At 41.0% G+C, this 21,417-nt stretch carries 18 protein-coding genes; 13 read left to right on the forward strand and 5 right to left on the reverse strand.

Translation table 11 applies throughout. The features are described 5' to 3' along the window. Positions 1–27 precede the first annotated feature (27 nt). Both ACI3K6_RS02850 and ACI3K6_RS02855 read left to right on the forward strand, forming a co-directional pair. Positions 28–963: a manganese-dependent inorganic pyrophosphatase gene (locus tag ACI3K6_RS02850; RefSeq protein WP_435553614.1), complete on the forward strand. Its 936-nt coding sequence runs from the start codon at positions 28–30 to the stop codon at positions 961–963. 356 nt (positions 964–1,319) lie between these two features. Further along, positions 1,320–1,892 carry a DNA-3-methyladenine glycosylase I gene (locus ACI3K6_RS02855; RefSeq protein ID WP_435553615.1) on the forward strand — a complete coding sequence of 191 codons (573 nt, stop codon included), beginning with the start codon at positions 1,320–1,322 and terminating at the stop codon, positions 1,890–1,892. Between the two features lie 48 nt (positions 1,893–1,940). Here the strand turns inward: ACI3K6_RS02855 and ACI3K6_RS02860 are convergent, their stop codons facing one another. Next, on the reverse strand, positions 1,941–2,102 hold the full coding sequence (locus tag ACI3K6_RS02860; RefSeq protein WP_335476081.1) for a hypothetical protein: 162 nt from the start codon (positions 2,100–2,102) through the stop codon (positions 1,941–1,943). A gap of 557 nt (positions 2,103–2,659) precedes the next feature. Here ACI3K6_RS02860 and ACI3K6_RS02865 point away from each other — a divergent pair. The 6 genes from ACI3K6_RS02865 (at position 2,660) to copZ (ending at position 8,041) form a co-directional block, all read left to right on the forward strand. Further along, a complete protein-coding gene (locus ACI3K6_RS02865) occupies positions 2,660–3,313 on the forward strand; it encodes a TetR/AcrR family transcriptional regulator (protein WP_335476080.1) in 654 nt (217 codons plus the stop codon). Positions 3,314–3,393: 80 nt separating this feature from the next. After that, positions 3,394–4,083 (forward strand): GTP pyrophosphokinase, encoded by a 690-nt coding sequence (locus ACI3K6_RS02870; RefSeq protein WP_335476187.1) that lies wholly within the window; start codon positions 3,394–3,396, stop codon positions 4,081–4,083. Positions 4,084–4,362: 279 nt separating this feature from the next. Further along, positions 4,363–6,570 carry a heavy metal translocating P-type ATPase gene (locus tag ACI3K6_RS02875; RefSeq protein ID WP_435553616.1) on the forward strand — a complete coding sequence of 736 codons (2,208 nt, stop codon included), beginning with the start codon at positions 4,363–4,365 and terminating at the stop codon, positions 6,568–6,570. Between the two features lie 20 nt (positions 6,571–6,590). Next, positions 6,591–7,400 (forward strand): hypothetical protein, encoded by an 810-nt coding sequence (locus tag ACI3K6_RS02880; protein ID WP_435553617.1) that lies wholly within the window; start codon positions 6,591–6,593, stop codon positions 7,398–7,400. A 73-nt stretch (positions 7,401–7,473) separates the two neighbouring features. After that, positions 7,474–7,821, forward strand: a complete 348-nt coding sequence (locus ACI3K6_RS02885; protein WP_335476074.1) for a metal-sensitive transcriptional regulator — start codon at positions 7,474–7,476, stop codon at positions 7,819–7,821. Positions 7,822–7,834: 13 nt separating this feature from the next. Continuing rightward, complete coding sequence (gene copZ / locus ACI3K6_RS02890; RefSeq protein WP_335476072.1) at positions 7,835–8,041, forward strand: copper chaperone CopZ; 207 nt, start codon at positions 7,835–7,837, stop codon at positions 8,039–8,041. A gap of 41 nt (positions 8,042–8,082) precedes the next feature. Here copZ and ACI3K6_RS02895 read toward each other — a convergent pair whose 3' ends face one another. The 3 genes from ACI3K6_RS02895 to ACI3K6_RS02905 form a co-directional block, all read right to left on the reverse strand. After that, on the reverse strand, positions 8,083–9,357 hold the full coding sequence (locus ACI3K6_RS02895) for an MFS transporter (RefSeq protein WP_435553618.1): 1,275 nt from the start codon (positions 9,355–9,357) through the stop codon (positions 8,083–8,085). Positions 9,358–9,378: 21 nt separating this feature from the next. Then, on the reverse strand, positions 9,379–10,686 hold the full coding sequence (locus ACI3K6_RS02900; protein WP_435553619.1) for an alkaline phosphatase family protein: 1,308 nt from the start codon (positions 10,684–10,686) through the stop codon (positions 9,379–9,381). A gap of 95 nt (positions 10,687–10,781) precedes the next feature. Further along, positions 10,782–12,842: a metallophosphoesterase family protein gene (locus ACI3K6_RS02905; protein ID WP_435553620.1), complete on the reverse strand. Its 2,061-nt coding sequence runs from the start codon at positions 12,840–12,842 to the stop codon at positions 10,782–10,784. Positions 12,843–13,044: 202 nt separating this feature from the next. Here ACI3K6_RS02905 and ACI3K6_RS02910 point away from each other — a divergent pair, with 202 nt between their 5' ends. Next, the gene (locus ACI3K6_RS02910) at positions 13,045–13,539 is read left to right on the forward strand and encodes a flavodoxin domain-containing protein (protein WP_435553621.1); all 495 of its coding nucleotides are present in this window, start codon (positions 13,045–13,047) and stop codon (positions 13,537–13,539) included. A gap of 183 nt (positions 13,540–13,722) precedes the next feature. Here ACI3K6_RS02910 and ACI3K6_RS02915 read toward each other — a convergent pair whose 3' ends face one another. Further along, entirely contained in the window at positions 13,723–15,057 is a 1,335-nt protein-coding gene (locus tag ACI3K6_RS02915) for an APC family permease (RefSeq protein WP_435553622.1), read from the reverse strand. A gap of 197 nt (positions 15,058–15,254) precedes the next feature. Between ACI3K6_RS02915 and ACI3K6_RS02920 the strand changes: the two genes are divergently transcribed. The 4 genes from ACI3K6_RS02920 (at position 15,255) to ACI3K6_RS02935 (ending at position 21,176) form a co-directional block, all read left to right on the forward strand. Next, complete coding sequence (locus tag ACI3K6_RS02920) at positions 15,255–16,751, forward strand: helix-turn-helix domain-containing protein (protein ID WP_435553623.1); 1,497 nt, start codon at positions 15,255–15,257, stop codon at positions 16,749–16,751. A 435-nt stretch (positions 16,752–17,186) separates the two neighbouring features. Then, complete coding sequence (gene hutU / locus ACI3K6_RS02925; RefSeq protein ID WP_435553624.1) at positions 17,187–18,860, forward strand: urocanate hydratase; 1,674 nt, start codon at positions 17,187–17,189, stop codon at positions 18,858–18,860. Between the two features lie 44 nt (positions 18,861–18,904). Then, on the forward strand, positions 18,905–20,197 hold the full coding sequence (hutI, locus tag ACI3K6_RS02930; RefSeq protein WP_435553625.1) for an imidazolonepropionase: 1,293 nt from the start codon (positions 18,905–18,907) through the stop codon (positions 20,195–20,197). Continuing rightward, positions 20,175–21,176 (forward strand): agmatinase family protein, encoded by a 1,002-nt coding sequence (locus ACI3K6_RS02935; RefSeq protein ID WP_435553626.1) that lies wholly within the window; start codon positions 20,175–20,177, stop codon positions 21,174–21,176. The genes hutI and ACI3K6_RS02935 overlap by 23 nt, the downstream gene beginning before the upstream one ends. Positions 21,177–21,417: the final 241 nt, after the last annotated feature.

Consider the following 21,417-nt stretch of genomic DNA (forward strand, 5'->3'; position numbering starts at 1 on the left):
TACTTTACTTAGGTTAGGAGCAAAAAAATGGAAAAAGCACTTATTTTCGGTCATAAGAACCCGGATACAGACTCAATTTGTTCAGCGCTTGTTTACGCTGATTTAAAACAACAGCTTGGTCAAGATGTAGAGCCTGTCCGCCTTGGTCAGGTAAATAGTGAAACACAATATGCATTAAATTATTTTAAGGTGGATGCCCCTCGTCAGGTGGATACAGTAGCCAATGAAGTAAACTCTGTCATTTTAGTAGACCACAACGAACGTCAGCAAAGCGCCAATGATATATCGGAAGTACGAGTGTTGGAAGTCATTGACCACCACCGAATTGCCAATTTTGAGACTAGCGATCCATTATATTACCGCTGTGAGCCGGTTGGATGTACAGCAACGATCTTAAATAAAATGTACAAAGAACATGGCAAGGAAATAAAAAAGGAAATCGCTGGCCTTATGCTTTCTGCGATTATTTCTGATTCCTTATTGTTCAAGTCACCAACCTGCACTGACCAAGACGTAGCAGCAGCTCGTGAATTAGCTGAAATCGCTGGTGTAGATGCTGAAAGCTATGGTCTAGAAATGTTAAAAGCTGGTGCAGACGTACGCGATAAATCAGTCGAAGACCTTTTAACTCTTGATGCCAAAGGGTTTGAAATGGGCTCCAGCAAAGTGGAAATCGCTCAAGTTAATGTGGTTGACGTACAAGATGTACTAGCACGTCAAGCAGAATTAGAGAATGCCATTTCTCAAAAAATTACTGAAAAAAATCTTGATCTATTCCTCTTTGTTGTTACTGACATTTTAACAAACGATTCTGTAGGTCTTGCTTTAGGAAGCAAGACGGATGCAGTAGAGAAAGCTTACAACGTTACGCTTTCTAATAACACCGCTACTCTTAAGGGCGTTGTTTCCCGTAAGAAGCAAATTGTACCAGTATTAACCGATGTATTTAATAAAGGCGTATAAGCCCCTAGTAGAAAAACCGTTTGAGTTTCCGGACTTGAACGGTTTTTTTGTCATTTTGGCAGTTGATCATTTGTTCCTGATTTTCTGCCTTTTTCTGATTCATTAAGAAGAAAGTAAAGGGTTGCTTGGAGCCTATCATGAGTTTATACACGTTGGAGGAAGTGACTCGATAACCTTCCTCAATTTTTAAGGCAAGGTAGTTGGTTCGTTCAAAGATCATCGGACGGATATGATTATCTCCGCTCCTTAAAACCATTTCTATTGTTTATGCCGGGCCAAATGTTAGGGGATATGGGCTTGCACTAGGAAAAAATAAACAGCTATAATGAGGAGTAGTGAAAGGGGGAGGTAGGGTAATGAATCGATGCGGCTGGGTCAATCAAGATCCAATATATATAGATTATCATGATCATGAGTGGGGTGTTCCCGTATATGATGATAGGCTGCTATTTGAGTTTTTAAACTTGGAGGGGGCACAAGCTGGTTTAAGCTGGTATACGATTTTAAAAAAACGGGATAACTATCGAAAAGCGTTTGATGATTTTGTGGCAGAGAAGATTGTTTTATATGATGAGACTAAAATACAAGAGCTTTTACATAATGAGGGAATCGTAAGAAATAAGCTAAAAATTAATGCAGTTATAACGAATGCTAAAGCCTATTTACAAATAGTCGAAGAATTCGGTTCGTTTAGCAAGTATATTTGGTCATTTGTGGATGGAAAGCCGATACAGAATCATTTTATGGAGTTAAAGGACGTTCCAGCCTCTACAGATATTAGCGATCAAATGAGCAAAGCGTTAAAGAAACGAGGATTCAAGTTTGTTGGATCCACTATTTGTTACGCGTTTATGCAGGCATGCGGTATGGTAAATGATCATCTGGTGAGTTGTGACTGCTATGAAAAAACAGCCTTGTTATCAAAATAAAGAAGGTCCGGCACAAATTGTGTCGGACCATTTTATAATTCGAATATCTTATTGTGATGGATTCTCCGCAGAAAAATCTGCTACCGGCAGCGAAATCACTTTGCCGCCAATTTGAACGTGAACGGTATCGTTAAAAATGGCTTTTACAATCCCTTTAAGTGAAATGGTGGAATTAACTGAGATTTTCTTGGATTCAGATTTTTTTGCCATATGAATCAACACCTTTCAAATAATAGTTGGAAATATATATTAAAAAATGGCTCTGTTAAACTTGTCAGTTGATTTCCGCTCCAGGTGCTTCGCTTTCCGTGGGCGTTTCGGCGAGCCTCCTCGGCGCTTGCGCCTGCGGGGTCTCTCCAGAACCGTACTCCCACAGGACATTGATTTTCTTCTTAGAATTCACCCACGCACGAAGGAAATGCGTTAGCATTTTCGAGGAGTCTTCGCACCTTCCGCTACAATCAACAGAGTGTAAAAAATCAACACTGTTCTTTAACACAGCCTAAAAAATAAAAAGCTAAAAAGTTATAATATAGTATTCGAAAAAAAAAGATGATATCCTTCTTTTTCGATGGTGAATTAGAAAAATAATTTTTATAAAATCGGTCATGTTATCATCATTTCTGTAGCCAAGGGGTGTTTGAGCAGGAATTGATATAACATGAACCGTAGTTCAAGTATTACATGTTTCAAACGGTATGTCAATTAAAAACATGAACTATGGTTCAAATTATTTTTTTGTGTTATCATAATCATGAGGTGGTAATATGTCAGAGAAAGAGGACTTGCTGGTAGGTGATTTTCCGTTTGTACCCAAGCAGGAGCGAGCGCAACAAAAGAGAAATGCCCTTATTGAGAGCGGTCGTGTATTATTTGTAACCAAAGGATATGAGCAGACGACGGCAAAGGAAATAGCTGCTCACGCAGGGGTGGCGACTGGAACGTTTTACCGTTATTTTTCGGATAAACGACAGCTTCTTATGTCATTATTAGAAGATAAAATTGAACGGTTTCTTCCTCCTGAGCCAAGTTGGTCTACGCAAGATCCTGTTACTTTGCTGGCAACATTATTGGAAGGTCACGCGAAACATTTGAAGGAATGGGGACTTCAACGGGTCTTACCTGAATTATTACCTAAAGATATAGAGTTAACTGAGGTATTAGAAACGGCCAGAAGGAAAATATTTTCTAATATATTATTAAAATTGCAGGTTGCCCGGGAAAAAGGGCTAACCTGGAAAGATTTAGACTTAGAAACTGTAGCCTGGTCCATTCTGGTTTTGGTGGAAAATGCAACAGAATCTGAAATCAAACAGGGCATCTCGATGAATTATCTTGAAATGGCCAGAGTGATTTGTCGGATGGTTATGCCACCAGAAGCTTTGGAGAGAATCGCTTCTATTGAGACAAATAATGATTGAGAGGACGTTGTTAATTGAATTTGGAGCAAGGAATTGACTTGAAAGAATTGAAGGCATTAAAAGTGGAACTGACCAGATTTATGATGTCCTATAAGTTTGCTTTAGATGAAATGAATACAAAAATTAATATATTAAAAGAGGAATTTAATTTTATTCATGACTATAACCCAATTGAACATGTAAAATCTAGATTAAAGTCCCCTGAAAGTATTTTTGAGAAGGTCTATCGTAAAGGCTATGATTTTTCCTTAGACTCTATTAAAGAACATATTAGGGATATCGCTGGGATTAGGATTACTTGTTCGTTTATCTCAGATATCTATGAACTGAGCAAGATGCTTGCGAATCAAAAGGATATTCAGGTTGTGGACTATAAGGATTATATTCAAAATCCGAAGCCAAATGGTTATCAAAGCCTACATTTGATTTTACAAATTCCAATCTTTATGTCGGATCGGGAAGTTTTAACCTATGTGGAGGTACAAATCCGCACCATTGCTATGGATTTCTGGGCCAGCCTTGAACATAAGATTTATTACAAATACAACGAAGAAGTCCCAAGCCATATGATCGCCGAACTCAAAGAAGCAGCTGTCATGGCCAATCAATTAGATCAAAAGATGGAACGGCTTCACAAAGAAATATCCATCCTAAAACAAGCAGAACAAGAAAAAGAAGAAGAACACCTATTCTTAGACCTGCAGCCAGAAAACCTAAAACTGCCACCATTCATTGATAACATCCTAAAAAACAACAAACCAGAAAAATAATACCGCCTAAGAAACCCAGCGCCCGTCACAACAAACGTGACGGGCGCTTTTTGGTTAAGTATTTTGTGTAAATTCATTTGGTGACTTTTTGGTGCCTGTCACCACCCGTGTACATTTGTGTGTCTCCAGCGGACATGTAAAATTCAGGTTGAAAGGCCCTTTTTTTCGGATTGGGGAAAAATTGATTATTTTTTATTGACATTATAGGGTAGGGGGGTATAGTATAAAAGCATAAGATAAATGATAAGACCGAAACGGTTTAAATAGGGGGTACTATATATGTTAAAAGAAGTACAGCTACCAATTGTTGGGATGACGTGTGCGGCTTGTGCGACGCGAATTGAAAAGGGGTTAAATAAGATCACCGGGGTTGAGGAGGCCAATGTGAATTTGGCGCTTGAGAAGGCTACGGTCAAATTTGATTCCGAAGCGACGAATGTTGATCAGGTTATTCATAAGATACAGGATCTTGGTTATGATGTGTTAATGGAACAAGAGGAGGCAGCCATTAGCCATCGCGAAAAGGAGCTGGAGAAGCAAAAGGGAAAGTTTATATTTTCGCTGATTTTATCCTTCCCACTTTTATGGGCGATGGTTAGCCACTTTGAATTCACGTCTTTTATATATTTGCCAGATCTGTTCATGAATCCTTGGTTCCAATTTTCACTCGCCACACCAGTTCAGTTTATTATTGGAAAGCAGTTTTACGTAGGCGCATTTAAAGCTTTGAAAAACGGCAGTGCCAACATGGACGTTTTGGTTTCACTGGGTACTTCAGCTGCGTACTTTTACAGTCTGTACCTGTCCATTGATGCAGCGTTCGGGTCAGGCGGGAATATGCCAGATCTTTACTTTGAAACTAGTGCCGTGCTGATTACCCTAATCATTTTAGGAAAATTATTTGAGGCTCGAGCTAAAGGCCGGTCTTCTGAAGCAATCAAGAAGTTAATGGGTCTTCAAGCGAGAACCGCCAATGTGTTAAGGGATGGAAACGAGCAGGAGATTCCATTAGAAGAAGTGATGGTGGGAGACATCATTTATGTTAAGCCAGGTGAAAAAATCCCGGTTGACGGTGAAATCATTGAAGGTCGTTCCGCCCTAGATGAATCCATGATTACAGGTGAAAGTGTCCCAGTCGATAAAACCGTTGGCGATCCTGTCATTGGCGCCACTATTAATAAAAATGGCTTTCTAAAAATGAAAGCAACTAAAGTTGGAAAAGATACCGCATTAGCACAAATCATAAAAGTCGTAGAAGAGGCACAAGGTTCCAAGGCACCTATTCAACGACTGGCAGATAAAATATCCGCAATCTTCGTCCCAATCGTTGTCGGAATTGCTGTTGCTACATTTCTTATCTGGTTTATCTGGGTAGATCCGGGGAACTTTGCCGAAGCATTGGAAAAGATGATTGCTGTACTTGTGATTGCTTGTCCTTGTGCCTTGGGCCTTGCCACACCAACATCGATCATGGCTGGTTCAGGCCGGGCCGCTGAGTTTGGCGTCTTGTTCAAAGGTGGCGAGCATTTAGAAATGACTCACCGCATTAACACTGTAGTTTTAGATAAAACCGGTACCGTGACAAACGGAAAACCACAGTTAACGGATATTTTCGTGGAAAATGACTTTTCGGAGGTTGAGTTTTTACAATTAGTTGGATCTGCAGAGAAGCAATCAGAGCATCCGTTAGCAGAAGCCATTGTCAGTAAAATCACCGAGAACGGCATCGATTTAGTGGATGTCGCCGAGTTTGAAGCCATACCGGGGTATGGGATAAGAGCGATAGTTAATAACCATGAGATTCTTGTTGGTACCAGAAAATTAATGAAAAAATATGACATTGAATTTGAAACGGCTGCTGAAAAAATGGTCACTCTTGAAGAGAGCGGAAAAACAGCCATGTTAGTTGCAATCGATGGGAAAATGGCAGGAATCGTTGCTGTTGCCGATACAGTAAAAGAAACGTCAAAAGCAGCCATCAAAAAATTAAAAGACATGGGCCTTGAAGTGATCATGATGACAGGTGATAATGGGCTAACCGCCAACGCAATTGCAAAAGAAGTCGGAGTTAACGCTGTTATTGCTGAGGTACTACCAGAAGGAAAGGCAGCTGAGGTGAAAAAGCTGCAGGCGCTAGGAAAACGAGTGGCCATGGTGGGCGATGGCATCAATGATGCACCGGCCCTAGCGATTGCCGATATTGGCATGGCGATTGGCACTGGGACTGATGTTGCCATGGAAGCCGCTGATATTACCTTAATGCGCGGGGATTTGAACAGTATTGCTGATGCGATTTACATGAGCAAGAAAACCATTCAAAACATTAAACAAAATCTATTTTGGGCATTTGGCTATAATACACTGGGAATTCCGATTGCCGCAATCGGATTACTAGCACCTTGGCTGGCCGGTGCAGCCATGGCATTTAGCTCCGTATCGGTTGTACTAAATGCACTAAGGCTCCAAAGAGTAAAACTGGATCAATAGTAACCAAAAGGGGTTGGGAAATGATGAAGAAATGGGCAATTGCAGCCATTGTATATGTACTGGTGTTAATGGGGGGGTTTACAGCTTATGACCAATTCTTTAAAAAAGATAGTGAAGCAAGCTCACATAAGATGTCTGACGCCAAACATGATGCCACTAATGAGCACGAGCATGAAGGAGGTGATGAAACAACAAGTGAAGTAAAAACCAATTTTGTCTATGACAAAGGGAAGATCATCATTCAAATAACAGATAAAGACGGTAAAGCTGTTGACCAATTAAAGGTCAATCATGAAAAACTACTGCATTTAATTGTCGTTGATGACCATCTTGATCAATATTATCATTTGCACCCTAAAAAAGTGGAAAAAGGCAAGTTTGAGATTTCTCATAGCTTTAAAGATGGTTCGTATAAAGCATTTGTTGATATTAAGCCGGAGAACTTAAGTTACCATGTTACTCCGATCTCCTTTACAGTAGGGAAACAACAGGAAAGTCACAGTCATGCTCAGTTGCAAGCAGAGGAAATCTTCACGAAAACGATTGATGGAAAAAATGTTGAAATGGTCTTGAGTGCCCAGGAGGCAGGGAAACCAGTCACCCTCAAATTCAATTTGGATCAATCTACACTTGAACCCTATTTAGGTGCAGCTGGTCACGTAGTGATTCTTGACGAAGCGGCAAATCAATACTTGCACGTACATCCGCATAATGAGCAGGAGCCTATTTTTGAGACAGAATTTGCAAAACCAGGAATCTATAAAATTTGGGCTGAATTTAAACAAGAAGGGAAGGTAAGGGTATTCCCATTCGTTATCAAAGTGAAATGACCAACGTGCACAGTTTCGTCATGTATTACCGTACGGGGGTATGATATAATGGGAAAAAAGGAGGCCGGATCATATGTCTACAGGATTGGAGAAGGATGATCAAGTAAGCGGTGAAGCTTGTTGCGACCATGAAAATGGTGAACGGAAAAGTCACCATTCAGATAAAGTGAAAAGTAACTTAATTACCAGATTGAATCGCATTGAAGGCCAAATTCGCGGGATTAAAGGGCTAATTGAAAAAGACACATATTGCGATGAAGTGATTCACCAAATTTCAGCGACACAATCTGCTCTTAATAGCGTCGCAAAAATCTTGCTTGAAGGCCATATGAAAAGCTGTGTGATTGAACGGATTCAAGAAGGGGATCTCGAAGTTCTTGATGAGGTTCTTGTCACGATTGAAAAATTAATGAGAAAGTAGAGGAATGTTCATAATGGAAAACGTTACATTAACGGTAAAAGGTATGTCTTGCGGTCATTGTGTAAAAGCCGTAGAAGGCAGTGTCGGAAAACTTGCAGGCGTTAAAAAAGTAGAAGTGAAATTGGAAAAAGGCTTAGTGGACGTAGAGTTTGACTCTAATGCTGTATCCCTTGCTACAATCAAAGAAACGATTGATGATCAAGGCTACGATGTAGAATAAAAAAAAGACTCCTGTTCTAAAGTAGAATAGGAGTCTTTTTTTCATTTTGAAATGGAATGGGATGTTGGAATCTTTGAACCTTCGGGAACAAGCAGCAAAATAGCACCGCCAATAATGAACAGAACGATAAGGCTGAAAACACCGCTGTTAGTATTGCCAGTCATTTGTGCGGTTACTCCGACTAAAAATGGTCCTAAAATCGCCGCGAATTTATAAAAGATACTATAAAAACCGAAAAACTCGTTGGCACTTTCTTTCGGAACCAGTTTAGCAAAATAGGATCGGCTTAACGCCTGAATCCCCCCCTGCGAGGATGCCACCAACATGGCCAGAATCCAAAAATCCAAGACAGTTTTTAAAAAGTAAGCATAAGTACAGATAATAACATAGACAAAAATTCCGACCAGCAGCATTGTTTTGCCTTTAAATTTATCGGCAAGCCGTCCATAAAGAATAGCAAACGGGGCGGCGACAACCTGAGTGGCAAATAAGATGATTAACAAATTCGTAGAATCGATTCCCAAATCTGACCCATAGGCGGTTGACATCGTGATTATCGTATTAACCCCATCAATATAAAAGAAATAAGCAATTAAAAATAGAAATAAAGGACGATACAATTTGATTTTTTTGAACGTATCAAACAACTGTTTAAATCCATTGGAAATCGGGTTTGGAACACGTTCTTTATAATAGATTTGCTTTACATTTTTTAACATGGGGATCGTAAATAGGCCCCACCACAACGCCGTAATGGCAAAGGAGATTTGACTAGCAACTGTTACTGATAATGGCAATATGTTTTGCTGAGATAAGACAATCAAGGCAATTCCGATGATGAATGGGATTGTGCTGCCAATGTAGCCCAGTGCAAAGCCTTTGGAGGAAATATTATTCATCCTCTCTTCTGTCGTCACATCAACAAGAAAAGCATCATAGAAGATGTTCGTACCGCCAAATCCAATGACCGTTAGCATATAGCAGATTAAGAGAATCAGCCATTGTTGGCTTGGAACAACCGCGAGCATAAAGGTGAAAATAATACCAAGGGCAAAGAAAAAGGTGAAGAATTTCTTTTTAAAACCTCTAAAATCGGCGATACTGCCCAGAACAGGTGCACAAATGGAAATTAATAGCGTGGCAATCGAATTGGCATATCCCCAATAAGCAGTCGAGGTTGCAGCCGCAATTCCGGCTCCTTTTGCAGCAGCCTTGAAATATAACGGGAACACTGCTGTTGTGATGAGGATGGAGTAGGCGGAGTTGGCCCAATCATAAAACACCCAGCTTTTTTCTTGCTTGGACATTCGGCTCATCGTTTTTCCTCCTTTATGGATTTATAGTTGTAAAATTTCCTCGATCACTTTTCCATCAGTGTCACCTAAGCTAACACCCAGGAGCCTTGCAAGGGTGGGACCTTCATCAACTAACCTTGCATGCGGCAGAGTAATGTGTTGAATTCCTTTGCCGGCCGCCATGAAAATGGTTCCATACTCCTCCTTGTCTGGTGAATAACCATGGGTGGCCAGGGTGTACTTTTTATCAATATGGGCCACTTCTTTGGTGATCTCTTTGATATATTCCCCCTCATAGTCTTCTAAAAAATAATAACCCCGCTGTGCTTCCAACATAAAAGCACATGCGCCATCAGCCCCTTTTGCAGAGGCTTGTTCTCCTGTTAAAAACGATTCAATTCCCGAATCAGGTTCTTGAATCCATTTTTCTAACAAGGTTTTCAGGATGGAATAAGTCTCTTGGTCATGGCGGTTTTTAAGATAAATATATGCCGATCCATCACAGGTTTTGCAGTAGGCCTTCCAATCTATTAATTTGCCTTTAGGATTGACCTGGATGAGCTGGTGTTGTTTAAATAAAACATTAGGACTGACAGCTTTATTTTCATCCAAAGCACTATGGTCTCCCAATAGAACAACAGTGGAGTTTTCATAGATTCCGCTTTCTTTAAGGGCTTCTAGAATCCTGCCAAGCCGCTCGTTGTGCCGGTAAATAGCGGCGATGGCTTCCTCTGATGAAAAACCGTGATCATGGCGTTTAGAGTCTAAATCGGTAAAATGAACCATTAAAAGGTTAGGTTTCTTCGTCATAATAGTGTCCACTGTTGATTCCAAGACAAAGTCGTCCAGTTCTGGCTGACTAAGGCCTTTGCGGATATGTCCGAATTTTTTATTTAACTCCCATTGATAGCGGGGAGTGCCACTCATAAGCGAGACAAGGATTTGATTTTGCCATGGGCGGTTTGCGAAGATCTCAGGCATATTATAGTCAATCTCCGCTTTCCCGGTGATCGGCCACAACAGGGCGGCGGTTGTCATGTTTGCTTTTTTCACCTCATCATAGAGGGTGGTCCCTTTGATGGATTCTCTGAACCAATTCCAATCGGGGGATGTTCGTCCGGGCTGTAGTAGCGTATTATTGATGACGCCATGACGGTTTGGATAGTTCCCGGTCACGAGGGTGGCATGACAAGGATAGGTGACAGATGGATAAATCGAATCCACCTTTTCAATATAAGCACCTGTTTTTAAAATAGTTTGAAAGTGTGGTAGTTCCCTGATGATAGGAAAATCCAGCGCAGAAAGGCAATCGAACGAAATAATAATTAAGTGCTCAGTAAGTCGTTTCATCGAAAAACCTCCGAATTGAGTAGCAGGTAACTTAATTGTACTATAACTGGCATTAGGTCTGTTACAGAATATTTATAATGTTTTTAAAACAATGATCATTTGAGAAGAGTGCTGTTGATCCTTGTCCTCGATAAGGAGAGTAAACCAAGATTGTTATTGGTTTCAATGATGGTCTTTCCGTTCAGCAACTGGTAAGATAATTCATCAGTCCAGATAAAGGGTTGATCTGGATCACCTTTGATTCTAACAATGTTGTAGTTTTTGGTACATATCCGCTTTATGATTTTGTTTTTACGTTCCGAGGTGTTCCAGGTAATGACCAGTTTCAAAAATAAACCCCACAATCCAGAAAAACTCATATTTTTCAATGGACTGCTGGTGAATTGATAAATGGGAAGTTTCCTACCATCATTAAAGGTTACGATTGAATGGACAGCTGTTGCATAATGGACATCTCCGGATAGAATAATGAGCGTTGATGGAATCCAGTTTGCTGTTTGTTCTAAAAAAGTGGTGAAGCCTTGCCCGTTATATTTCCATGCTTCGAAATCAAAGGTAGTCTGGACTTCAACTCCCAATACCCGTAATGGATAAACACCTTTATGTAAAAATGATTCAATCAGTCCCATTCCATAAACGGGTGTTGCTGAAACGATGATCAGTGGAGTGTTGCTTTGCCAGCCGCTGTCTCGAACTTTATTGGTAATGTTTCTCCAGCCGCGTTCGCTTAACAGCAGGGGAGTACTTGCTGTTTCTTCCATCACTTTGCCCATTTTTACAGGAGTTGGGGTAGGATCATCCTCCCTCTGGGTTCTAGTGTCAAGAAAGACCGCTTTTGGATAAGTTGGCGCGACATAATCCCATGAATTGAAATTCAATAGAGTTTCTATCCAAGATTGATATGATTCGGAAAATATTTTGGGTGATTTCAGATAGGATTTAATTGTTTTGATAAATGAGTGATCAAACGAATCTGGATCATTGCCCCAGCCCTGGAAGGCCCAATAGGCTGTTAACCCATTGGCAATGACATGTCTCCCCAAGGGGCTGTTGGTATAGACGTTGTTTTTCCAAGACTCGGAAAGATTCCAATCATCTGTTATGTCATGATCGTCAAATATCATATAGGTCGGAATATTGGCCAACAAACGTCTTACTTTGAAGAGAGTTTCTTGGAAGGAAACCAGTGCCTCCTGTTGTTCCATATATTTTTGGTACAGTCTATTTCTTTCTGCCCTGTGCTCCTTATCTGAATTGTTGTCAGGAGGAAAAGTAAAATGGATGATCTTCTCCTGTTCTGCTTCTTCAAACGAATGGAATAAGTGGAGTGCTTGGGCAGTCTCCCATAAAGCAGGGCTCCAGGCTAATAAGTACATGGCCGCAAACTCGCCGAGCTCCATTAAATGGTTTTCAGCATGATTGGAAGTAAATTGACAGAAATTTTCCGTGATGTATTGCCGCCCATTTAATTGCTGGAGCCGTTCTTGGAATAGGGGAAGCTTTAGGGTACTGTCAATCTCTTCTAAGGGTTCTAGTTCTCCAATTAATTCCTTGCTAAACGTTGTAATCGTCCGGAAGATCGGATGAGCCACGTCGTCTGCGTAAATTTGGTCTCCCATTAAAAAGAGAGAATCGGGGCGTTTCTCAGGTTTGTTATAAGATTCAGCCATGATAGCATCAGCTAGCGATAAGGCATCATCCTCTTCACCATGCAACTTGCGACAGGAGCCGTAAAAAATGGTAGACTCCTTTTGATTTTTTATAAAGAAGGTAGGATATTTGAGCGAACCATAAACAATGGAGTAAGGATGATTAGGCGATAGTAAATTTAAGCTCTCAAGGGAATGTTGATGTTCACCATCATAAAAATGCAAGTTATAACCAATTAACTCTTCGAAGGGAAAAGTCGGTTCCTTTGGATAGAGGCTAAGCAGGTAAATAAACAGTCTTTTTCCTAATTGAATAGATTTTACTTTAAGGCCAGTCTCAAGAAGTATGTAGTTGAACGCTTCCTTCTCATCAGTATAAGTAATTTGATAAAAATCAGTTGTGATCTCAACCATTCGGCTTGTTGCTACCCACAAACAGACACGTCCTTCCTCGCACCTGCGAACAATCGGCCCTGCAAGTAATAATGGAAAATCTGCTGTCTTCACTTTTCCACCTCTTTTACGTTCATTCATCCTGTCTTTGTTTTAGTATATCGTACCATCCCTAATGATAGTTGTCATAATTTTGCCAATTGTACTATGAGATTCAGCCGTTTTTAAGGATTATACTAAATGTAGTATATTTCCAAATATGTTTGTTATAGCTGTTTTTTCCGAAAAACCATTAAGAATTTGGAGGGGCATTTTTATGAAGACGTTGCTTGTTTATTGCTCATCCCATGGTACTACAGAAAAGGCTGTAAATGTTCTTTGTGAGCACTTGGAAGGAGAAGTGCTTGCCGTTGATTTAAAACGGGATAAAGTGTTTTTCGATTTGCAAGATTTTGAAGGGGTTATTATCGGCGGATCGATTCATGCAGGAGAAATTCAATTAAAGATTAAGAACTTCATTAAAAAACATCATGATGAACTAATAGAAAAAGAACTGGGGTTATTCCTGTGTTGCATGAATGACGGCGAAGTAGCTATGGAACAATTTAATCACGCATTTCCACATGATTTAAGAAAAAATTCTATAGCAATGGGCCTATTTGGCGGTGAATTCCTCGTCTCCAAAATGAACTTCCTAGAAAGACAAATCGTCAAAAAAGTCGTCGGCATCACCGCTGAACAATCCAAACTCGACATTCCTGCCATCATGGAATTCGCCATGCGCTACAACTCCGTCAAAGTCCCTGTATAATAGGTGTGCGTTAACAGGGTCGATTTATAAAGGCTACACGTGTCATACCATATTTGAATAGGAGTCAACCAAAAAACGTTTCTGCGCAAACTTGCAGAAACGTTTTTTGGTGACTATTTGGGTGACAGGCACCATCTGTGGACAAATGTCCTCCTGTGGTGGACACCCTGGGTCATTAACGGTTTAACTGGCTTTTTGGCCGGTTGGTTGTTGTTTTTTGCTGTTTAGTTTTAGGTAGATTGGTATTCCTATTATGGTGATGCCGATTGAAAGAAGGGCATCGGTTGGTGAGTTGATTAGGGTGCTGCCTACGATGTAAAGTGCTCCTAGAGTTGCAATCAGTGGTGTGATTGGGTAAAGTGGCACTTTGTATAGGTTTGTTTCTTCTTTTTCTCTTTTTCGAAGTATAAATACTGCGAAGAAGGCTAATCCGTAAAAGATGAAGACGGAGAACATGGCAATGTCTGATAGTTTGTCAGGGTTGGAGACAAGCATCATGATAATGGCAATGGCCATTTGTGAGATGGTTGCCCCAACCGGCGTTTTGTATTTAGGATGCACATATGACAGTGATTTTGATCCAGGTAAGAAGCCGTCTACAGCCATAGCAAATGGAATCCGCGGAAAGGTTAAAATTTTACCGTTTAAACAACCGAAGATTGACACGAGAATTCCGATTGTAATCAGGTTTCCGCCAACGTTTCCAAATAAAATCGATGCAGCTGTGCTGGCCGCATTCGGACCTAGTTCCACAATCTTGCTTGCTGGCAACACATGCAGCATGGCGATGTTTACCAATATATAAGCAGCAATGACGACTGCAATACCAGTTATAATTGCTTTTGGCAGTGTTTTGCCAGGATTTTTCATTTCGCCGGCCATAAATCCGACGTTCATCCAGCCGTCATAAGCAAATAACGTAGCCAACACGGCAGCACCCATACTGATGGAGTGATGGACACCGCTGCCCATATTGAGAATCTGCACATCGCCTTTGAATATACCAAATACGGCAATCAATACGATCGGAATAAGTTTTCCTATGGTTGAGATATTTTGGATCAATCCACCATATTGAGTTCCTAATAGATTCATAAATCCTAAGAATAAAATTGTTATAATTCCAATAATAGTATAGCTATGCTGGGAATAACCAAATAATCCGGCTACTAATGATCCAAAATACAAACCTAGTGTACCCATTATAGCGGGTCCATAGATTAATGTTTGAACCCAGCCGCAAAGGAATCCCCAAAACTTTCCGTAGACATCCTCTATATAAGCGTAAAGTCCGCCTGTTTTTGGAATTTTGACACTAACTTCAGCGATGGTTAATCCACTGGCAAGAGTGATGATACCGCCGATAATCCACGCCCAAAGCGCAGCAGTAGAGCTGCCGGTTGAAGCGATCACTATCCCGGGCTTCATGAAAATACCCGATCCAATAACCGTTCCGATTACTAGAGTAGTGGCAACTGAAAAGCCAATGTTTTTCTTTAATTGCGTCTCATTCCCCATGTGTCTACCTCCTAGATACAAATGTCTTTTCAGGGTATACACGGATTATATCATGGAAAGTATGTTAATCATTTTGTTTAAATATTTAAATTATTTTTTTGAAATAAGGCATAACCAAATCTTTCAAAAATCCATTTGAAAACATTTTCAGGTATAATAAAATAAATGTCTATTTGAAAATAATGGAGGCAGATGAAATGGAAGGCAAATGGCTGATTGCTGATCGCGATCTAAATGAACGGGAAGGTTTGAAATGGCTATTAAAAACATCCACCATCCCTGTCATGGAAATTTACCTAGCTGCCAATTTTCAAGAATTCGTTTTCTTGTTTGAAAAGGAAGCCCCACAAGTCGTGTTATTGGAGCTTGATATGATTCATCAAGGGGACTGGTCGACATTCTCGGAACTAATGCAAATCTATCGTCCGATTCTTCTGTTTACTAGTGCCGAGGCCACCTTTGAAAAAGCGAGAATAGCCCTTGATTTGCAAGCCCTTGATTTAATGATTAAGCCGTTGTCCACGACAAAAGTAAAATCTGCTTTTAACATGGCAACACAAAAGTTGGAAGCAAACCAACTTTCTGAACGAACTCAAATTTCCCGAACATTTAAAGAGGAATCCTATGAATCTTTATTTATCCCACATGCTTCCGGCGTAAGAAATGCTCAAATGGCGGCATTCAAGACTGAGATGATCGAAACCATCCCAGTGCTGCATAGTTTTTTAGAAGAATATCCCTTCAAAGACCTGCAGGGTATTTATCCATTAAATGACATGGTGATTATTTTATTCACTGATCGAGGTCAAGAATTATTAGATCAATGCCAAAAAGCAATGAGAAGGTGGGAAGGGCAGTATTCCGAACCACTAGCTGTAGTTGTCCATAAAGACCCTACATCAAATCTTTCAGTTAATCAAAAATTTTTGCAAACGCAGAAAATGCTAGAGTTTACCTATTTTAAGGGTTATCGGCAAGTTGTTGAATTTAGATATTCTCAAGAGTGGGCCCATATAGACCCTTTTCTATCGCCTACTGAGCAGCGATATTGGGTAGACTTGCTTTCAAGCTTTCATATAGAAAAAATCAAACAATGGCTTTACAATGAATTTTTACAATTACAAGATCCATATCCTGACCCGGGTCTTGTAAGAATTAGACTGACAAGTATTCTGGCTCAAATTAGAAGGTTTATGAAAACCCATCATTTGGATGAAAACCAAGAGACCGAAAAGGAATACAGGACCATTTTTCATTCAATCTTGTATGATACTGTTCTTTACCGAACCGTTCAAAATCTCATCTTATTTATTCAAAAATTATTTTCAGCGACAGAATCTATGGGCGGAACACTCATGCAGGATCCGATAGAGCGGGCCATTTTATTTTTGGAGGAAAATTATTCAAACATTCATATCAAGCTAGAGGATGTTGCAGCATTTGTTGACCGAAATCCCTCCTATTTCAGCCACTTGTTTACATCAAGAACGGGTACTAGTTTTACAGATGTTTTAACAGGAATCAGATTGAAGCAAGCAAAACGACTGTTAATAGAAACCAATAAGGCCGTGAAAGAAATATCAGCATTGGTTGGTTACCAAAACTCCAATTATTTTAGCAGAATTTTTAAAGATAAAGTGGGTGTTTCACCAAGAATTTATAGGATGCAAAAAGAAACTCAGCAGAATGGTTGAGTTTCTTTTTATATGGCTCTGTTAAACTAGTATGTTGATCTCCGTTCCAGGCACTTCGCTTTCCGTGGGCGTTTCGGCGAGCCTCCTCGGCACTTGCGCCTGCGGGGTCTCTCCAGAACCGTACTCCCACAGGACATTGATTTTCTTCCTAGCATTCTCCCACGCACGAAGGAAATGCGTTAGCATTTTCGAGGAGTCTTTCGTGCCTTCCGCTCCTATCAACAGTGTTTAAAATCAACAGGATTCTTTAACATAGCCTTTTATATAAAAAATGTGCACTTAATCTAAAAATATTACTACTTTTCAGACAACCTTCCTAAATAAAATTCTCTTTTACCTAATAAATTTACGATATATCAAAACATTCATTGGTATTTTTCAGAAGATTTCCATTTTAAAATAAAGATAATGAATAGTAATAAGGGAGTGAAGGAAATGGTGGAAAATACAGCTAAATCAAGAGTGATCAAGAATTTTAAAGGTACAGAATTACATGCAAAAGGGTGGATTCAAGAGGCTGCGCTCAGAATGTTAATGAACAATCTAGATCCTGAGGTTGCCGAAAGACCTGAAGACTTGGTCGTATATGGCGGAATTGGAAAAGCAGCAAGAAACTGGGATTCTTACGATGCAATCGTGAAAACACTGCTTGAGCTGGAAAGCGATGAAACGTTGTTAATTCAGTCAGGAAAACCAGTTGCCGTCTTTAAATCGCATAAAGACGCACCAAGAGTATTATTGGCAAACTCAAACCTTGTTCCGGCCTGGGCCAATTGGGAACACTTCCACGAACTAGATCAAAAAGGGTTGATCATGTACGGACAAATGACAGCGGGAAGTTGGATTTATATTGGTAGCCAAGGGATCGTTCAAGGCACCTATGAGACCTTTGCCGAGCTGGCACGACAGGAATTCAGCGGTTCTCTGAAACATAGTATTACGCTAACAGCAGGATTAGGCGGAATGGGTGGTGCACAACCGTTGTCCGTAACCATGAATGATGGTGTATGTATTGCGGTAGAGGTGGATGAATGGAGAATCGACCGCCGTATTGAAACGCGATATTTGGACGTCAAAACGCATGATTTAGATGAGGCATTGAAATGGGCATATGAAGCGAAGACGGCCGGAAAAGCCCTATCAATCGGTTTATTGGGCAATGCTGCAGAAATTTTACCATTGATGATTGAAAAAGGTTTCACGCCTGATGTGTTGACTGATCAAACCTCAGCTCACGACCCATTGAACGGGTATATACCTGTTGGTTACACTCTGGAACAGGCAGCAGTATTGCGTAAGGAAGATTCTGCTGAATATGTGAAGCTTGCTAAACAAAGTATGGCCATCCATGTAAAAGCCATGTTGACTATGCAGGAAAAGGGAGCCATCACCTTTGATTACGGCAACAATATCCGCCAGGTCGCCAAGGATGAAGGTGTCGAAAATGCGTTCGATTTCCCAGGATTCGTACCAGCGTACATCCGTCCATTATTCTGTGAAGGAAAAGGGCCGTTCCGCTGGGCAGCTCTTTCTGGCGATCCAGCTGATATTTTAAAAATCGACGAGGCCATCCTCCGTGAATTTAAAGAGGATGAACATTTATGCAAATGGATTAAGATGGCTCAGGAAAAAATTGCCTTCCAAGGCTTGCCAGCACGGATTTGCTGGCTAGGGTACGGGGATCGTGCTCGTCTAGGAAAAATAATCAATGATCTTGTGGCTTCTGGAGAAGTTTCGGCACCAATTGTAATCGGTCGTGACCATTTAGACGCGGGTTCAGTTGCTTCCCCTAATCGTGAAACAGAAGGAATGAAGGATGGCAGTGATGCTGTATCTGACTGGCCGATCTTAAATGCACTGATTAATGCGGTGGGTGGTGCCAGCTGGGTTTCGGTTCACCATGGCGGTGGAGTAGGTATGGGTTATTCTCAACATGCTGGCATGGTCATTGTTGCTGATGGTACGAAGGAAGCGGAAGTGCGCTTGCAGCGGGTATTAACGACTGATCCGGGTATGGGCGTAGTTCGACATGCTGATGCGGGTTATGACCTGGCTATTAAGACAGCTAAAGAAAAGGGAATTAAAATGCCAATGCTCGAACAGGAATAGAATGTTGAAAGTTTGCTAGCAGCAACAGGATTAGGAGGATCTAAATGGAAAAAACAATTTTTATTAGACATGCATCACAGCTTGTCACTTTACAGGGGAGTTCAGATGCTCCCCGGGTAAAGGACGGGATGTCGGAGCTTGGGATCATTGAAGATGGCAGTATTTGGATTGAAAATGGTTTGATTCAGGCAGTGGGTACGGATTCAGAATTACTGGAAAGATATGAAGGCAGGCTAAATGAGGCAGAGGTCGTGGATGCGAGCGGAAAAGTGGTCACACCGGGATTAGTCGATCCCCATACCCATCTGGTGTTTGCTGGAAGCAGGGAAAATGAGTTTAATATGCGCCTGCAGGGTGCGACCTATATGGAAATCATGAATGCGGGTGGCGGGATTCATGCCACAACTAGAGCAACAAAGGCGGCCACAAGTGAACAACTTTTTCAGGAAAGCTACCAACGCTTAAATCAATTTTTGAAGCACGGTGTTACAACCGTGGAAGCAAAAAGTGGCTATGGGATGGATTGGGAAACCGAACGGAAGCAGCTGGAAGTGGCAAAAGCGTTACATGAAAAACATGCCGTTGATGTTGTTTCAACGTTCATGGGAGCACATGCCGTACCAAAAGAATATAAGGAAAATCCAGACGAATTTGTTCGGATAGTAATGGAAGAAATGATCCCAAAAGTTGCGGAGCTTGGCTTAGCCGAGTTTAATGATGTATTTTGCGAGCATGGTGTGTTTACGCCTGAGCAGTCCAAAAAAATTCTTGAGGCCGGCAAGCAGTACGGGTTGACTCCAAAAATTCATGCTGATGAGATTGAGCCTTATGAAGGTGCGGAACTCGCGGCGGAGGTTGGAGCCATTTCTGCAGATCACCTTCTACGAGCTTCTGAAGAAGGGATGAAAGCAATGGCTGAGGTTGGAGTTGTTGGCGTTCTTCTGCCAGGAACAGCTTATTTTTTAATGGCGGAATCAGCAAATGGCCGAAAAATGATTGATTTAGGAGTTCCGGTTGCTCTGTCGACAGATTGTAATCCAGGCTCTTCACCAACTGTTTCATTGCCATTCATTATGAATCTAGGTTGTTTGAAAATGGGGATGACACCGGCGGAAGTTATAACTGCAGCTACCCTCAATGCGGCACATGCGATTAATCGAGCTGGTGAAATCGGCAGCTTGGAAGTCGGTAAAAAAGGTGATGTAACCATTTTTAATGTAGGGAATTATATGAAACTTCAATACTCATATGGGGTTAATCATACGGATACTGTTGTGAAAAATGGTCAGGTGGTGGTCAAAGGAGGTCAGCTAGTTGAAGAGCTTTCTTTTTCCTAAAGTGAATCCACCAAGTTTCACCTGGGTTCTTCCTGAGGAAGGAGCAGTTGTATCAAAAGTTCATGAATGGATTCGGCCGCTATCAAATGAGTCAGATCCAGAAAGAAGTAAAAATGCCGATGCGGTAATCGTCGGGGTACAGCTGTCTCGTTCATCGATCAGTCCATCCGGTGCATCTGAATTTCCGGATGCCTTCCGCCGCGCATGGAAAGGATTCACCACCTATAATCTCGATGAGGACTGTGATTTATCCCAAATGACAGTGTTGGATGCCGGAGATGTGCCGCTGCATGTTACCGATATTCGTCGATGTCATGAAAATATCATGGATGCTTCTACAGCCTTACACCAGATTTTTGATCATTCCAAAATCTGTGCGATTGGTGGTGATCATTCCATAACAGCAATGATGGTGAAGGGGCTGCAACGGGCCCGACCTTCCGAAAAAATCGGCATTATTCAGTTGGACACCCATTTTGATCTGCGCGATCTTACTGACAATGGTCCTTCAAATGGAACTCCGATGAGGAATTTAATCGAAAGTAGTATAGTCGAAGGTTCCAATATGTACAATATCGGTCTGCATGGATTCTTCAATACAAAGGATTTGAAGGATTACGCTGATAAGAAAGGTGTCAATTATATCACTTTGGCCAAGGCTCGGAAAAAAGGAATCGCCTCGACCGTTTTAGATTGCTTGGAAAAACTGGCTGAAAAGGTCGATACCATTTACATGACCATTGACATGGATGTCCTGGATATTGCTTACGCACCAGGAGTTCCGGCGTCTACACCTGGCGGGATGACAACGGCTGAGCTTCTTGAAGGAGTCTTGACTGCTGCTCGTCACCCAAAAGTAAATTCCATGGACATTGTTTGCCTCGATCCATTAAAAGACACCGCAGTCCAACCAACGGTTAAACTGGGAACCCTTGTATTTCTCACCTATTTGACAGGGGTTATGCAAAGGGGAAAATAGAAACTATCATAAAAGTAAAAATAGTGCAATCGGTGCCTGTCACCATTGCACTATTTTTTTGGGGAACAGGGATTTATATTTTGGGATTTATCTATGATAGGAGCCTGTACCATTTGATAAGCTTTTGAATTTACTATAAGAGATAAGGTATTGTCATGCATGGTATGGACGGAAAGGATCTACTTCCTTTTTTCTAATGAATTACCTTAATGAAAAAGATGTGATTTGGAAGGGAGGAGAA

It is taken from the genome of Neobacillus solisequens (assembly GCF_051233465.1).
In the GTDB taxonomy this organism is placed as follows: domain Bacteria; phylum Bacillota; class Bacilli; order Bacillales; family Cytobacillaceae; genus Neobacillus.